Source organism: Terrabacter sp. GCM10028922, assembly GCF_042666095.1.
Taxonomy (GTDB): domain Bacteria; phylum Actinomycetota; class Actinomycetes; order Actinomycetales; family Dermatophilaceae; genus Terrabacter.
In genome coordinates this window covers 1-13,130 of sequence record NZ_JBHTFG010000010.1, presented here as the reverse complement: position 1 = coordinate 13,130, position 13,130 = coordinate 1, and the positions used below count along the sequence as shown (strand labels likewise).

Genomic DNA, 13,130 nt, shown 5'->3' with positions numbered 1-13,130 from the left:
AGGAGACCCACGATGGCCCGACCGATCACCCTCTTCACCGGACAGTGGGCCGACCTGCCCTTCGAGGAGATGTGCCGCCTCGCCGGCAAGTGGGGCTACGACGGCCTCGAGCTCGCGTGCTGGGGCGACCACTTCGAGGTCGACCGTGCCCTCTCCGAGGACGGCTACGTCGAGTCACGACGAGAGATCCTCGAGAAGAACGGCCTCGAGGTGTGGGCCATCTCCAACCACCTCGTCGGCCAGGCCGTGTGCGACGACCCCATCGACCAGCGTCACCAGGACATCCTGCCGGCGGCCGTGTGGGGCGACGGAGACCCCGAGGGCGTGCGCCGGCGGGCCGCCGAGCGGATGGCCGACACGGCCCGCGCCGCCGCGAAGCTCGGCGTCGACACGGTCATCGGCTTCACCGGCTCGGCCATCTGGAAGTACGTCGCGATGTTCCCGCCCGTGTCCGACGACGTCATCCAGGAGGGGTACGCCGACTTCGCCCGCCGCTGGAACCCGATCCTCGACGTCTTCGACGAGGTCGGCGTGAAGTTCGCGCACGAGGTGCACCCCAGCGAGATCGCGTACGACTACTGGAGCACCGTCGCGACGCTCGAGGCGATCGGCCACCGGGAGGCGTTCGGCCTCAACTGGGACCCCAGCCACATGGTGTGGCAGGACCTCGACCCGGCGGCGTTCATCTGGGACTTCAAGGACCGGATCTACCACGTCGACTGCAAGGACACCCGCAAGCGGATCGGCAACGGGCGCAACGGTCGGCTGGGCTCGCACCTGCCGTGGGGCGACCCGCGCCGCGGCTGGGACTTCGTGTCGACCGGCCACGGCGACGTGCCGTGGGAGGACTGCTTCCGCACCCTCAACGCCATCGGCTACGACGGCCCCATCTCGATCGAGTGGGAGGACGCCGGGATGGACCGCCTCGTGGGTGCCCCGAACGCGCTCGAGTACGTCCGCGCGCTCAACTTCGAGCGCCCGACGGCCTCCTTCGACGCGGCGTTCAGCAGCACCAAGGACTGACCGACCAACCCCGTCGAGTGGGCACTTTCCACCGGGTGCAAAGTGCCCACTCGACGTGTGGGGCGGGTCTACGGTCGGACGCATGGGACTCGTCCAGATCGCACAGCATGCCGACGACCTCGGCCGCGCGTCGGCCTTCTACGCCGACCTCCTCGGCGCTCAGCCCCTCGCGACCTACGACCCGCCCGGACTGGTCTTCTTCGACCTGGACGGCGTGCGCCTGCTCCTCGACCGCGGTGCGCCCAGCGCCCTGCACTACCTCCGCGTCGACGACATCGACGCGACCGTCGAGCGCCTGCGCGCGTCCGGCGTCTCCGTCGAGGCCGAGCCACACGTCATCTTCAGTCATGAGGACGACACGCTCGGCCCGGCAGACACCGACGAGTGGATGGCCTTCGTCAAGGACAGCGAGGGCAACGTCGTCGGCCTCGTCGAGCAGCGGCCCCGCACCTGACCCGGACTCCGCTGCGCTGCACCGTCGATTGCGGTCCGGCGCGTTCGTGTAGAGGGTGAGAGCAGGCGAACCGTCCGGCTCCACACCTCACCGAGAGGCAGGCACGACGATGACCACCACCCCGATGAAGACGTACCTCATCACCCTCTACTCGCCCGACGACCCCCCGCCGCCCGAGGTCGACCTCGCCGCGATCATGGCCGAGATCGAGACCATCAACGCCGACATCCGCGCGGCCGGCGGCTGGGTGTTCGCCGGCGGCCTCGGCGACCTCGACGCGGCCACGACGATCCGCACGTCCGGCTCCGGCGAGCCGCTGCTCACCGACGGTCCGTTCCTCGAGGCCAAGGAGCACCTCGGCGGCCTGTCCATCGTGCGGGCACCCGACTACGACGTCGCCCTCGGCTGGGCGAAGCGCACGGCGAAGGCGACGGGTCTGCCCGTCGAGATCCGGCCGTTCGTCGACGAGCAGGACCCCGGCCAGCGTCCCGAGACCGAGTGACCGGGGCCGAGCGACCCATGGGCGCCGGGCCCGCCGACATCGCCCGCGTCTTCCGTGAGGAGCACGGGCGAGCCGTCTCGGTGCTCATCCGCGTCCTCGGCGACATCGATCTCGCCGAGGACGCGGTGCAGGACGCCTTCACCGTGGCCGTCGAGCGCTGGCCCCGCGAGGGTATGCCGCCGAGTCCCGCCGGTTGGATCATCACGACCGCGCGCAACCGCGCCGTCGACCGTCTGCGTCGCGAGGCGACCCGCGACCGCAGGCACGCCGAGTCGGCGCTCCTCAACGCTGATGACGACTCCCTGCACGACCACTGGAAGGAGGGACCCGTGCGCGACGACCGGCTACGCCTCGTCTTCACCTGCTGCCACCCGGCCCTCGCGCCGGAGGCCCGCGTCGCCCTGACCCTGCGACTTCTCGGTGGGCTCACGACCCCGGAGATCGCGCATGCGTTCCTCGTGCCCGAGGCAACGATGGCGCAGCGGATCGTGCGGGCCAAGAAGAAGATCCGCGACACCGGCATCCCCTATCGGGTGCCGCGCGACGCCGACCTGCCTGACCGCCTGGCGTCGGTGCTCGCCGTCATCTACCTCATCTTCACCGAGGGGCACACGGCGACCTCGGGCGTGGAGCTCGGCAGGCCCGACCTCGCCGCGGAGGCAGTCCGGCTCGGCCGGGTGCTCGTCGAGCTGATGCCCGACGAGCCGGAGGCGGTCGGCCTGCTCGCCCTCATGCTGCTCGCGGAGGCGCGTCGTCCGGCGCGCACCGACGCCGCCGGCGAGCTCGTCGTCCTCGCGGACCAGGACCGCTCCCTCTGGGACCGCGACCTCCTTGCCGAGGGTCATGCCCTCGTCCGGGCGTGCCTGCGCCGCAACGCTCCTGGCCCCTATCAGCTCCAGGCCGCGATCAACGCCGTGCACACGGATGCCGCCACCGCCGACGAGACCGACTGGCGCCAGGTCGTCGCGCTCTACGACCAGCTCGTGAGGATCGCACCGACCGACGTCGTCCGCCTCAACCGTGCCGTGGCCGTCGCCGAGCTCGACGGGCCGGATGCGGGACTGGCGCTGCTCGACGGGTTGCACCTCGAGGGCTACGTCCCCTTCCACGTCGTGCGCGCGGAGCTGCTCGGACGCGTCGGCCGCCGCGAGGAGTCCGCGGCGCAGTGGCTGTGTGCCGCGGACCTCAGTGCCAACGCCATCGAGTCCCGGCACCTCCGGTCACGTGCCAAGGACGTTGCGCCTGGAGCGGATTGAGCCCGGCCGTCGTCGGCCGGCGGTACCGTGCGGTCATGACGACGCTGCCGTCCACGGCACCCCTCGACCTCGCCGCCGCGTGGGGCGGGCGCAGCCAGACCGTCGATCTCGACGGGCCGGTCCACTGGGTCGACTTCGGGGGCCCTGACGGACGCGACGACGAGTCGGGGCCGGCACCCGTCGTGCTCGTCCACGGACTCGGCGGCTCCCACCTCAACTGGGTCGGCGTGGCCCCGGCTCTTGCGCAGCACCGCCGGGTGGTCGCCCTGGACCTGCCCGGCTTCGGCCTGAGCCCCGCCCACGGACGCGCGACGACGGTGCAGCACAACGCGGCCGTGCTGAGCCGCTTCGTCCACGAGGTCCTCGGGCGGCCCGTCGTGCTCGTCGGCAACTCGATGGGCGGCATGGTCTCGATGATCCTCGCGAGCCGCCGCCCCGAGCAGGTGGTCGGCCTCGTGCTCGTCGACCCGTCTCTGCCGACCCCGGGCCAGCGCCCCGACCCGCAGGTCGCGGTCACCTTCGGGCTGTATGCCGTGCCACGCGTCGGCGAGCGGTTCCTCCGCCGGCTCAACACCCGCTACACCGACCGCCAGCGCGTGCTCGGCACCGTCGCGCTGTGCTTTGCCGACCCGTCGAGGGCCGATCCCGCCGTCATCGACGCCGGCGTCGAGCTCGCGGCATGGCGGCGGCAGCAGGACGGCCAGGAGACGGAGTTCCTCGGCGCCGCCCGCTCGATCCTCGCCATGCTGCGCCGTCCGCGCCGGTACGACGCGCTCATCGCCGCGATCGACCGCCCGGTGCTGCTCGTGCACGGCACCCGCGACCGGTTCGTGCCGGTCGGCGCCGCCCGCCGGACCGCGGCGCTCAACCCAACATGGCGCGCGGCATACCTCGAGGGGCGCGGGCACACGCCCCAGCTCGAGGCGCCCGACGAGGTGCTCGCGCATGTCGAGCCGTGGCTGGCGTCGCTGCCCTGAGCCGGCGCCTCAGCCGACGGCGGTCCGCAGGCGGGCTGCGAGCTCCGCGCCCCAGGACCAGGCCCGCTCGAGCTCGCCGTGTTGCAGCGGTCCGGACACGTCCTCGACCCAGAAGGTCTCGCCGCGCTCGGCGCGGTCGAAGCCGCGGTGCCGCAGCGCCTTGGCCGCGGCGCTCGCCGCAGAGCCGGGCAGCAACCTGACGTGCACGCGGGTGTCGAAGGTGACGACCGGCAGGCCGGGCGCGGCCGGCGCTGAATCGCGACGTATCAGACGTCTCAAGCCACAATGGGATTCGCGGCCGTCGAGGTTCGACGACCAGCAACACGACAATGAGCAGGAGGCGCCGTGGACGCGAAGGCCTGGGACGAGAGGTATGCAGCCCACGACCTCGTGTGGTCGGTCGAGCCCAACCGTTTCGTCGCGGAGATCATCGGGCCACTGACGCCGGGCCACGCCGTCGACCTGGCGGCCGGCGAGGGACGCAACGCGATCTGGATGGCCGAGCGGGGCTGGACGGTCGTCGCGACCGACTACTCGGCCGTGGCGGTCGACCGCATGCGCTCGCTCGCGGCCGAGCGGCTCGGTGATGCCGTCGAGCGGCTCACTCCGCTCGTCGCGGACGCCACGCAGCATGCCGCCGGCGGCCCGGCCGCGTACGACCTCGCCCTGCTCAGCTATCTCCAGCTGCCGCCCGACGAGTGGCGTCAGGCCCTGCGTGCGGCGGTCGAGGCGGTACGCCCCGGGGGCCGGGTCGTCGTCGTGGGCCATGCTGGTCGCAACCTCGCCGAGGGCTGGGGTGGGCCGAGCGACCGCAGCGTGCTCTACGACCCTGACGAGGTGCTCGACGCCGTCGAGGGTCTCCCGGTGTCGGTGGAGCAGTCGGGGATCCGGGAGCGACCGGTGCCCACCGACGAGGGCGAGCGGGTCGCGCTCGACACGGTCGTCGTGCTGCGCCGCGACGGCTGACGCCGAGCCGGCTACCGCCGCCCGTACTTCTTGTGCACGGCCTGGCGGGTGACGCCGAGCTGCTCGGCGATCTCGGCCCACGCGAGTCCCTGCACCCGCGCGCGCCGGACCACCGCTGCCTCGGTGCGGTCGGCCGCCCGGCGCAGCTCGCGCGCGGCGGCCAGGGCCGCCCGCGGGTCGTCGTCACCTGTCGCGCGGGCCAGCTTCAGCATGTCGTCGACCTCCCTCGTCACCTCGGCCACCTCGGTCTCTGTCAACCTGTGTTGACACAGTAGGCCGGATGGGCCGGACTCGTCAACTGCGGTTGACAGGGTGCCTCGGCAGGGGTGATCGCCGGCAATGCGGTGGCCGGGTGACCACCGACCGCAGCAGGATGACGCCATGGCACTCGAGCTCTCGCACACGACCGTCAACGCCCTCAACGCCTATGAGCAGTCCGTCTGGTGGGCCGGCCTGCTCGGCTACCACGAGGACCCCGCCGACCCCAACGAGCCCGGCCACGAGGAGTGCATGATCTTCTCGCCCGACGAGTCGCACCGGCTGCTGTTCATCGAGGTGGAGGACGCGAAGCAGGTGCGCAACCGGGTCCACCTCGATCTCCGGCCCACCGACCGCCCACGCGACGAGGAGGTCGACCGCGTCACCGGTCTCGGCGCGAGCGTCGTGCAGGACTGCCGCACCGAGGACGGGCGCGGCTGGGTCGTCATGGCCGACCCCGAGGGCAACGAGTTCTGCATCCTGCGCAGCGACGACGAGCGCCGGGCGGCCGGCGACCTCTGAGGCCGGGACGGCCCCTGGTGCGACGATGACGGCGTGACCGTCACCCGCTCGATCCTGCTGTTCGTGCTCGCTGCGCTCGCCGAGATCGGCGGGGCCTGGCTCATCTGGCAGGGGGTGCGCGAGCACCGCGGCTGGCTCTGGGCGGGCGCCGGCGTCGTCGCGCTCGGGCTCTACGGCTTCGTCGCCACGCTCCAGCCCGACGCGCACTTCGGGCGCATCCTCGCCGCATACGGTGGCGTCTTCGTCGCCGGGTCACTCCTGTGGGGCGTGCTGGCGGACGGCTTCCGCCCGGACCGGTGGGACGTCGTCGGCGCGCTCGTGTGCCTCGTCGGGGTGGCGGTCATCATGTACGCACCGAGGCAGGGCTGAGCTCGGTCTGGACGAAAGGGGCACCTCGGCGCGACCATGGGGACACGGAGGTCGCGCCCATGACTGTTCAGCCGAATGCCGCCATCCAGCCCCTCGACCCGGTGGGTCAGGTCGACGAGCGGGCCGATCACGGCCGCGAGCAGGGGGCCGCCCAGCTGGCCGCCCACCTCGACCGCGTGCGCCGGCATCGGTCCGAGCTGCGGGAGTCGGTGGCCGCCGTCGACCTCGCACTCGAGTCGCCGATCGCGCGTGGCGGCATGTGGCGCGAACGCGTGCGCGCCGCCCTCGCCGAGCTCGCCCACGACTTCGACGACCACGTCGCGCTGACCGAGTGCCCTGGTGGCATCTACGACCGGGCCCGGCGAAGTGCGCCCCGGCTGTCGGGGCGGGTCGACCGCCTCCTGCGCGAGCACCGCGAGCTGCGTGAGGCGATCCACGGCTATCTCGCCGTCCTCGAGCACGGTGGCACGATGGCCGACCTTCCCGTCTTCCGCGAGGAGCTGACGGTACTCATGGGCCGGCTCGTGCGGCACCGACAGAAGGGTGGCGACCTCGTCTACGAGGCGTACGACGTCGACCTCGGCGGCTCCGGCTGACGCGTCTGTCGGCGAAGGAGCACCTCGCGTCAGCCGGCGGGTGCGCGTCAGCCGGCGGGCTCGAAGCGAGGGCGCAGCGTGAAGCCTGACATCCCCGCACCACTCGTGCGCGACGCCAGCACCTGGTGCAGCTGGATCTCGTTGCGCTCGAACGCGAGTCGGGAACCGGCGAGGTAGAGACCCCACACCCGGGCCCTGCCGAGCCCGGCGAGCTCGACGCAGTCGTCCCAGTGCTTGGCGAGGTTGGCGTTCCACGCGGCGCACGTGCGGGCGTAGTGCTCGCGAAGGTTCTCGTGGTGGCGCACCTCGAAACCCTCGTCCTCCATGACACGCACGATGTCGCCGCTGCCCGTCAGCTCGCCGTCGGGGAAGACGTAGCGGTTGATGAAACCGCGCGGCGGCAGCCCCGGGTGCTTGTTGTCGGGACGCGTGATGCAGTGGTTGAGCAGGCGGCCCTCGTCGCGCAGCCGCTCGTGCAGGAAGCGGAAGTATGCCGGGTAGTTCGCGACGCCGATGTGCTCGGTGAGGCCGATCGAGCTGATCGCGTCGAAGCCGCGTTCGGTGACGTCGCGGTAGTCACCGTGCCGCACCTCCGCGCGGTCGGCGATGCCGTCGGCCTCGATCGCCGCCTGTGCCCACGCCGCCTGCTCGCGCGAGAGGGTGACTCCGAGCGCGCTGACGCCGTAGTGCTTCACGGCGTGCCGCACCATGCCGCCCCAGCCGCAGCCGACGTCGAGCAGCCGCATGCCGGGCTGCAGCCCGAGCTTGCGGGCGACGAGGTCGTACTTGTACGCCTGCGCCTCCTCGAGCGACGCCTCGTCGGTCGGGAAGCAGGCGCAGGTGTAGGTCATCGACGGCCCGAGCACCTTCTCGTAGAAGGCGTTGGACACGTCGTAGTGGTGGCTGATCGCGGCGGCGTCACGGGCCCGGCCGTGCCGGACGCCGTAGGCCAGCCGACGCAGCTGTCCCGGGGTCTCCTCCTCGGGCAGCCTCGGCGCATGGGGCCGGTGCTTCGCGAGGAACCGCGCGAGCTCGATCGCGTCGCGGCCCTTCGTGCGCCGCGCCGTGAGGCCGTCGCCGACGAGGCGGAGCACGTCGTACGGGTCGGCCTCGTCGATCCCCTCGATGACGACGTCACCGAGCAGGTACGCGCGCGCCAGGCCGAGCTCGCCGCCGGCGGCGAGCAGATGGTTGAGCGCGTCGGGGTTCGTCAGACGGAAGACGAGCCCGTCCGGGCTCCCGCCCGTCGAGCCGTCCCACGCGACCACGTGGATCGGCGCATCTTCGCCGTAGACGAGGTCGAAGGCCTGTCCCACCGTGAGCGTCATCGTGCCTGCACCGCCTTCTCGTAGAGGCTGGGGAATCGGCGGTCCGGGTCGTACCGCCGCTTGACCGGGTCATAGGTCGCGCCGCCGTAGAGGGCGGCGAAGGTCGCCTCGTCGTAGTAGGCGTCGGAGTAGAGCGACTTGTGGCCGCCGAGCCGGGTCACCTCGGCCTCGATGCGCCGGTTGACGTCGCCGTCGCGCGCGCCGGGCTCGACCGGAACCGTCGACCAGAAGCCGACGTTGACGTAACGCTCGTCGCGCCGCATCGGGTAGAGCGGCCACGGCGGCTCGTCGGTCGCCTCGGTCGCCTCGGTCGGTGCGCGGGGTCCGTCGGGCCGCAGCTGGATGGGGCACAGCCACACCGGTTCGATCGGCACCTCGCGCAGGAACCAGTCGAGGAACTCGGCCGTGCGGCCCAAGGGGATCTCGACGTCCTGCACCACCCGCTCGTGGTCGGCCAGACCACGCAGCCGGTCGAGGCGCGCCATGAGCCGGTAGCGGTTCTCGAGGGCCACGATCTTCCAGTACACGTCGCTGCGCAGCAGGTGGCGGGGCCACAGCCGGCGGACGAGCGGGTTCTGCGCGCCGAAGGCCCGGCTGCACCAGAACCAGTCGGTGTCCCATCGCCACAGATAGTCGTGCGCGGTGAGCACGTCGGTGCGGCGCTGCTGGATCGAGCGGTAGAAGACCTGCTGCCCGGTGTAGTCGCTGGGCCGGGCCTGGCCCTCCAGACGGTCGGTCCACCGCCCGAGCGAGAGGTAGCACTCGGTCGGCCCGAAGACGACGCCGTCGACGAAGTCGACCCGGTCACCGTCCCACACGTGCGACCTCATGACCTCGCCGATCGCGTCGGTCACGGCCGCCACCGAGTCGAACCGTTCGTGCCGCAGTGCGACGTAGGGCCGCGCGGGCTCGAGCTCGATGACGAGGTCGAGGACGTAGCCGAGCGAGCCGTACGAGTTGGGGAAGGTGCGGAACAGCTCGGCGTGCTCGCCGTGCGGAGTGGCCGTGACGACGCGCCCGTCCCCCGTGAGCACTCGCAGCTCGACCACCGACTCGTGCGGCAGCCCGTTGCGGAACGAGGACGCCTCGATGCCGAGCCCCGTCACCGCACCGCCGATGGTGATGGTCCGCAGCTGCGGTACGACGAGCGGCACGAACCCGAGGGGCAGCAGCTCGTGGACGAGCTGCTCGTAGGTCGTCAGCCCGCCGACGCGCGCCGTCGCCGGACCGCCGTCGCGAGCGGGATACACCTCGACGACCCCGCGAAGTGCCGACAGGTCGAGGCCGGCCGAGTCGGCGGCGCTCCGGACGCGAAAGAGGTTCGAGGTGCGCTTGGCCAGTCGCACCGGGCGGTCCTGCGGCAGGGCGGCATACGCCCTCCGGGCCTCCTCGACAGCACGCTCGTGCTGACGGACCCGGAGAGGCGAGCCGAGCCGGTCCATGGGCGAGGTGACCTGAGACGTTGTCACGCTCCAAGTCAAACAGATCAAGGTGACAGTGTGCTGACTACTCGCGAGCAAGCATCGTCGCGCCGAGGCCGACCATCATCGCGCCCCCCGAGGCGCCGAGGGTGTCGAGCCGGGCGGGCTTGCGCGCGAACCACTCCCGGGCCCGAGCGGCCAGCAGTGCCCACACGCTGTCGCTGCAGATCGCCATGACACCGAAGACGAGGCCGAGGAGCGCCATCTGCACGCCCACGTGCCCGGCGCGCGCGTCGACGAACTGCGGGAGGAAGGCGACGAAGAAGAGGATCGTCTTGGGGTTCGTCAGGCCGACGACGAGTCCGATGCGCAGGGCGTGGCCGCGGGCGGCGGACACCTGCTTCTCGAGTGCCTCGCGCGCCTCCCGGCGGTGCCGGATCGCCTGGATGCCCAGCCAGATGACGTAGGCCGCGCCCGCCACCTTGATGACGGTGTACGCCGTGGCGCTCGCAGCGACGACCGCGCCGAGTCCGACCGCGACGAGGAGCACCTGCACGGTGACGCCGATGCCGTTGCCGACGACCGAGAGCAGCGCGTCGCGGCGGCCGACCGTCAGCGCACGGCCGATGGTGAAGAGCAGGCTGGGGCCCGGGACCTGGATGAAGAGGATCGACGCGACGAGGAACGCGACCCATTGGCTTGACGACGGCACCCGACCAGTGTGCTCCCGGGCACCCGTAATGGGCAGGCGGTTTTCGCTGGCCGGACACTACGGTCTGGGTGCATGACGACCCAGCGCACCGACCCGCCCCTCGCCGCCGACGAGGCCACGACCCTCGTGGCCTTCCTCGACTACCACCGCGACACCCTCCGACTGAAGGCCGAGGGACTGACGGCCGAGCAGCTCGCGCAGCCTCTCCCGCCGTCGAGCCTGACGCTCGGCGCACTGCTCAAGCACGTCGCGCTCAACGAGGCGAGCTGGTTCGGGCGCGTGCTGCACGGGCGGCCGATGGGGGAGCCGTGGGACTCGGCAGACTGGGACGCCGACGCGGACTGGGAGATGACGAGCGCCAAGGACGACAGTCCCGAGGAGCTGCGTCGCCTCATGGACGAGGCCGTCGAGCAGGCCCGCCGCAACATCGACGAGGCGCTCGACGCGGGCGGCCTCGACCGGCTCTCGGTGACCCCGAGCCGCAGGGAGGGGACCCCGTTCACGCTGCGCTGGATCCTGCTGCACATGATCGAGGAGTACGCCCGGCACAACGGGCACGCCGACTTCCTCCGCGAGGCGATCGACGGCGTCACCGGGGAGTGAGCCCCGCCCGTCTGAGGCAGAAACGACGCAGCGGCTCCACCGCCACCACCTCCGCGAGGTCTCGGTAGCGCCCGGCAGCGTGCTCCCGCCGACCGGTGCGCCACTCGAGGTCGGCGAGGGCGAGGCCGGCGTCACGGCTCGCGTATGCCGGCCCGTGCGTCTCGATCGACGCGAGCTCCCGCTCGATGTCGTCCAGTGCGCCCGGCGTCGTCGGGTCGGGCTCGTCGGCGAGCCGGGCGTGAGCGGTGGCGACGAGGCGGGCGACGCGGACGGAGGGGGAGGGCCAGCGGTCCTCGAGTGCACCGTAGAGCTGGACGATGCGGGGCCACTCGGTGCGCTCGAACGACGGGGCGCTGGAATGCAGCCCGGCGATCGCGGCCTCGATGGCGAACCGGCCGTCGCCGGAGGCCGCCGCGGTCGCGTCGTCGAGTCCAGCGGTGAGCAGCCCTGTGTCCCAACGGCTCCGGTCGACCTCGTCGAGAGCGAGACCCGTGCCGTCGGTGTCGACTCGGCCGGGCCGGCGAGCGAGCCCGAGGCGGATGACGGCTCGGAGACCGCGGACCTCGGTGTCGTCGGGGTAGGCCGCGACGAGGGCGTCGGCGATCGAGAGCGCTTGGCGCCCGGTGTCGGCGAGGGCATCACCGGGATCGAGGACGGTGCGGTGCGCGACCGTGAACATGCCTGACACGCAAGCAATCACGACAGGGAGACGGCGCGCCCGCTCGGTGGCGTCAGGCACGTGGAAGGCTCCGCGTGCCTCCGAGAGGGCCCGCTTGGCGCGTGTCAGGCGGGCCGCCGCTGCCCCGTCCTGCACCCCGAGATGACCCGCGATCTCCGGGACGGTCAGGCCGCAGACGACGCGCAGCGCCAGCACCATGCGCGAGGCGGGGGAGATGGCCTCGTCGCAGGCGACGAAGAGCAGGGCGAGGCGGTCATCGAGCCCCTCGCGGGACAGGTCGTCGGCATCCATGGCGGTGCGATCGGTGACGGGGAGGGACGAGTGGTCCGTGTCGGGGCGGGCGAGCTCGGGGGCGAGCCGACGCTCGACCGTCCGGCGCCGGGCGTCGTCGAGCCAGGCGCGCTTGGCCACGGACGTGCACCACGCGGCATACGACTCGATGGCCCGCCCGCCGTCGCGCTCGTGCGCGGCCGCTCTCGCGACGGCCTCGGCGGCGTACTCCTCGGCGTCGTCGAGGCTCCCGGTGAAGGAGGCGAGGGCGCGCACGATGCGCGGCCACGCCTCCTCGAACTCACCCGTCCCCGGGATCACTCACGCGCCCGTCGGGAAGACCTTGCGCCACTCGATGTGGCCACCCGTGGGCACGAGCGCGGCGACACGACGCGCAGTGTCCTCGTCGTCGGTCTCCACGAGGTAGAAGCCGGTGATGACCTCGGACGTGTCGGTGAAGGGGCCGTCGGTGTAGACGGCGTCCTCGACCTTGCGGTCGCCGGCGCCGGGGTTCACGGTGCCGCCGTGGCGAGAGTTCTGCAGGGCGTTGCCGCCGACGACCCGGGCGCCGAGGTCGGCGACGGCCTGCTGGAACGCCTTGTGCGCGGGGAAGGAGGTGTCGAGGTCGCTCGACATCGACGGCTCACCCGGGTCCTTGCCCGCGGGCCCGCCGTCGGCGGGCGGCTGTCCGTTCAGGTAGGCGTCGGAGTCCCAGTCGCCCTCGTGGATCAGGTAGACGTACGTGTCGGCCATGGCCGGCTCCTTATCGTTCAGGTGCGCGGTGCGCGCGTGGCGACCCTCGCCACATCATCCTGACGAACTCGTGCCGACGGAATCGACACCGCCGACGAGATTTCTGCCTCAGGCTCTCAGCCGACCTGTCACTGGGGCGTGTACGACTTGAGGACGGTGTCCATGGGCACCAGGAGCTTGCCCGGGAGGACGGCGATCTGCGGCGTGCTGACCCCGGACGTGACGGGGTTGCTGACGCGCAGGGTGGCCGGGTCGAAGGTGTAGACGCGGCTCATCGCCGCAACGTAGAAGACACCATCGGCCCACACGAGGTCAGCGTTGCGCAGCACGGGCTTGTTGGCGTCGGGCGGGGGGTAGAGCACGATGTGCCTGATCGTCGCGCCGGAGCGCGGGTCCAGCTCGACCAGGGCAGGTCCGTAGGCGGCCCAGAGCGAGCCGTTG

At 72.0% G+C, this 13,130-nt stretch carries 18 protein-coding genes; 10 read left to right on the top strand and 8 right to left on the bottom strand.

The features are described 5' to 3' along the window. Positions 1-12 precede the first annotated feature (12 nt). From ACFQU3_RS10795 to ACFQU3_RS10775, 5 genes are all read left to right on the top strand, one after another. Complete coding sequence (locus ACFQU3_RS10795) at positions 13-1,023, top strand: sugar phosphate isomerase/epimerase family protein (protein WP_385909563.1); 1,011 nt, start codon at positions 13-15, stop codon at positions 1,021-1,023. 82 nt (positions 1,024-1,105) lie between these two features. Beyond that, positions 1,106-1,477, top strand: coding sequence for a VOC family protein (locus ACFQU3_RS10790; protein ID WP_385909561.1), 372 nt, complete (start codon positions 1,106-1,108; stop codon positions 1,475-1,477). 109 nt (positions 1,478-1,586) lie between these two features. After that, on the top strand, positions 1,587-1,979 hold the full coding sequence (locus ACFQU3_RS10785) for a YciI family protein (protein ID WP_385909559.1): 393 nt from the start codon (positions 1,587-1,589) through the stop codon (positions 1,977-1,979). A 17-nt stretch (positions 1,980-1,996) separates the two neighbouring features. Then, positions 1,997-3,235 carry an RNA polymerase sigma factor gene (locus ACFQU3_RS10780; protein WP_385909557.1) on the top strand — a complete coding sequence of 413 codons (1,239 nt, stop codon included), beginning with the start codon at positions 1,997-1,999 and terminating at the stop codon, positions 3,233-3,235. 35 nt (positions 3,236-3,270) lie between these two features. Then, entirely contained in the window at positions 3,271-4,212 is a 942-nt protein-coding gene (locus ACFQU3_RS10775; protein WP_385909555.1) for an alpha/beta fold hydrolase, read from the top strand. A 9-nt stretch (positions 4,213-4,221) separates the two neighbouring features. Here the strand turns inward: ACFQU3_RS10775 and ACFQU3_RS10770 are convergent, their stop codons facing one another. Next, entirely contained in the window at positions 4,222-4,491 is a 270-nt protein-coding gene (locus tag ACFQU3_RS10770) for a hypothetical protein (RefSeq protein WP_385909553.1), read from the bottom strand. A gap of 66 nt (positions 4,492-4,557) precedes the next feature. Between ACFQU3_RS10770 and ACFQU3_RS10765 the strand changes: the two genes are divergently transcribed. Next, positions 4,558-5,178, top strand: a complete 621-nt coding sequence (locus ACFQU3_RS10765) for a class I SAM-dependent methyltransferase (RefSeq protein WP_385909551.1) — start codon at positions 4,558-4,560, stop codon at positions 5,176-5,178. Between the two features lie 11 nt (positions 5,179-5,189). Here ACFQU3_RS10765 and ACFQU3_RS10760 read toward each other — a convergent pair whose 3' ends face one another. After that, the gene (locus tag ACFQU3_RS10760) at positions 5,190-5,390 is read right to left on the bottom strand and encodes a hypothetical protein (RefSeq protein WP_385910488.1); all 201 of its coding nucleotides are present in this window, start codon (positions 5,388-5,390) and stop codon (positions 5,190-5,192) included. A gap of 169 nt (positions 5,391-5,559) precedes the next feature. On the opposite strand from ACFQU3_RS10760, the gene ACFQU3_RS10755 reads away from it, so the two are divergent. Genes ACFQU3_RS10755 through ACFQU3_RS10745 form a run of 3 tightly spaced genes read left to right on the top strand, consistent with a single transcriptional unit; the run spans position 5,560 to position 6,923 of the window. Further along, entirely contained in the window at positions 5,560-5,958 is a 399-nt protein-coding gene (locus ACFQU3_RS10755) for a VOC family protein (RefSeq protein WP_385909549.1), read from the top strand. Positions 5,959-5,991: 33 nt separating this feature from the next. Further along, entirely contained in the window at positions 5,992-6,327 is a 336-nt protein-coding gene (locus ACFQU3_RS10750; protein WP_385909547.1) for a YnfA family protein, read from the top strand. 59 nt (positions 6,328-6,386) lie between these two features. Continuing rightward, positions 6,387-6,923, top strand: coding sequence for a hemerythrin domain-containing protein (locus ACFQU3_RS10745; protein WP_385909545.1), 537 nt, complete (start codon positions 6,387-6,389; stop codon positions 6,921-6,923). A gap of 47 nt (positions 6,924-6,970) precedes the next feature. Here ACFQU3_RS10745 and ACFQU3_RS10740 read toward each other — a convergent pair whose 3' ends face one another. From ACFQU3_RS10740 to ACFQU3_RS10730, 3 genes are read right to left on the bottom strand one after another with little or no spacing between them, the layout of a single operon-like run. Then, positions 6,971-8,251, bottom strand: coding sequence for a class I SAM-dependent methyltransferase (locus tag ACFQU3_RS10740; protein ID WP_385909543.1), 1,281 nt, complete (start codon positions 8,249-8,251; stop codon positions 6,971-6,973). Continuing rightward, positions 8,248-9,720 (bottom strand): FAD-binding oxidoreductase, encoded by a 1,473-nt coding sequence (locus ACFQU3_RS10735; RefSeq protein ID WP_385909541.1) that lies wholly within the window; start codon positions 9,718-9,720, stop codon positions 8,248-8,250. The genes ACFQU3_RS10740 and ACFQU3_RS10735 overlap by 4 nt, the downstream gene beginning before the upstream one ends. A gap of 37 nt (positions 9,721-9,757) precedes the next feature. Beyond that, positions 9,758-10,384 (bottom strand): LysE family translocator, encoded by a 627-nt coding sequence (locus tag ACFQU3_RS10730; RefSeq protein ID WP_385909539.1) that lies wholly within the window; start codon positions 10,382-10,384, stop codon positions 9,758-9,760. A gap of 72 nt (positions 10,385-10,456) precedes the next feature. Here ACFQU3_RS10730 and ACFQU3_RS10725 point away from each other — a divergent pair, with 72 nt between their 5' ends. Further along, complete coding sequence (locus ACFQU3_RS10725) at positions 10,457-10,987, top strand: DinB family protein (protein WP_385909537.1); 531 nt, start codon at positions 10,457-10,459, stop codon at positions 10,985-10,987. Here the strand turns inward: ACFQU3_RS10725 and ACFQU3_RS10720 are convergent. The 3 genes from ACFQU3_RS10720 to ACFQU3_RS10710 form a co-directional block, all read right to left on the bottom strand. Beyond that, positions 10,974-12,257, bottom strand: coding sequence for a DUF6596 domain-containing protein (locus ACFQU3_RS10720; protein ID WP_385909535.1), 1,284 nt, complete (start codon positions 12,255-12,257; stop codon positions 10,974-10,976). The genes ACFQU3_RS10725 and ACFQU3_RS10720 overlap by 14 nt on opposite strands. Beyond that, positions 12,258-12,689 carry a YciI family protein gene (locus ACFQU3_RS10715; RefSeq protein ID WP_385909533.1) on the bottom strand — a complete coding sequence of 144 codons (432 nt, stop codon included), beginning with the start codon at positions 12,687-12,689 and terminating at the stop codon, positions 12,258-12,260. A 128-nt stretch (positions 12,690-12,817) separates the two neighbouring features. Then, the coding region (locus ACFQU3_RS10710; RefSeq protein ID WP_385909531.1) for a hypothetical protein at positions 12,818-13,130 on the bottom strand (313 nt) is incomplete at its 5' end.

Excerpts from the sequence above, each read along its gene's own strand:
- ACFQU3_RS10795 (WP_385909563.1), top strand. The coding sequence starts at position 13 with ATGGCCCGACCGATCACCCTCTTCACCGGACAGTGGGCCGACCTGCCC.
- ACFQU3_RS10740 (WP_385909543.1), bottom strand. The coding sequence starts at position 8,251 with ATGACGCTCACGGTGGGACAGGCCTTCGACCTCGTCTACGGCGAAGAT.
- ACFQU3_RS10755 (WP_385909549.1), top strand. The coding sequence starts at position 5,560 with ATGGCACTCGAGCTCTCGCACACGACCGTCAACGCCCTCAACGCCTAT.
- ACFQU3_RS10785 (WP_385909559.1), top strand. The coding sequence starts at position 1,587 with ATGACCACCACCCCGATGAAGACGTACCTCATCACCCTCTACTCGCCC.
- ACFQU3_RS10790 (WP_385909561.1), top strand. The coding sequence starts at position 1,106 with ATGGGACTCGTCCAGATCGCACAGCATGCCGACGACCTCGGCCGCGCG.
- ACFQU3_RS10780 (WP_385909557.1), top strand. The coding sequence starts at position 1,997 with ATGGGCGCCGGGCCCGCCGACATCGCCCGCGTCTTCCGTGAGGAGCAC.
- ACFQU3_RS10715 (WP_385909533.1), bottom strand. The coding sequence starts at position 12,689 with ATGGCCGACACGTACGTCTACCTGATCCACGAGGGCGACTGGGACTCC.
- ACFQU3_RS10745 (WP_385909545.1), top strand. The coding sequence starts at position 6,387 with ATGACTGTTCAGCCGAATGCCGCCATCCAGCCCCTCGACCCGGTGGGT.
- ACFQU3_RS10760 (WP_385910488.1), bottom strand. The coding sequence starts at position 5,390 with ATGCTGAAGCTGGCCCGCGCGACAGGTGACGACGACCCGCGGGCGGCC.
- ACFQU3_RS10775 (WP_385909555.1), top strand. The coding sequence starts at position 3,271 with ATGACGACGCTGCCGTCCACGGCACCCCTCGACCTCGCCGCCGCGTGG.
- ACFQU3_RS10725 (WP_385909537.1), top strand. The coding sequence starts at position 10,457 with ATGACGACCCAGCGCACCGACCCGCCCCTCGCCGCCGACGAGGCCACG.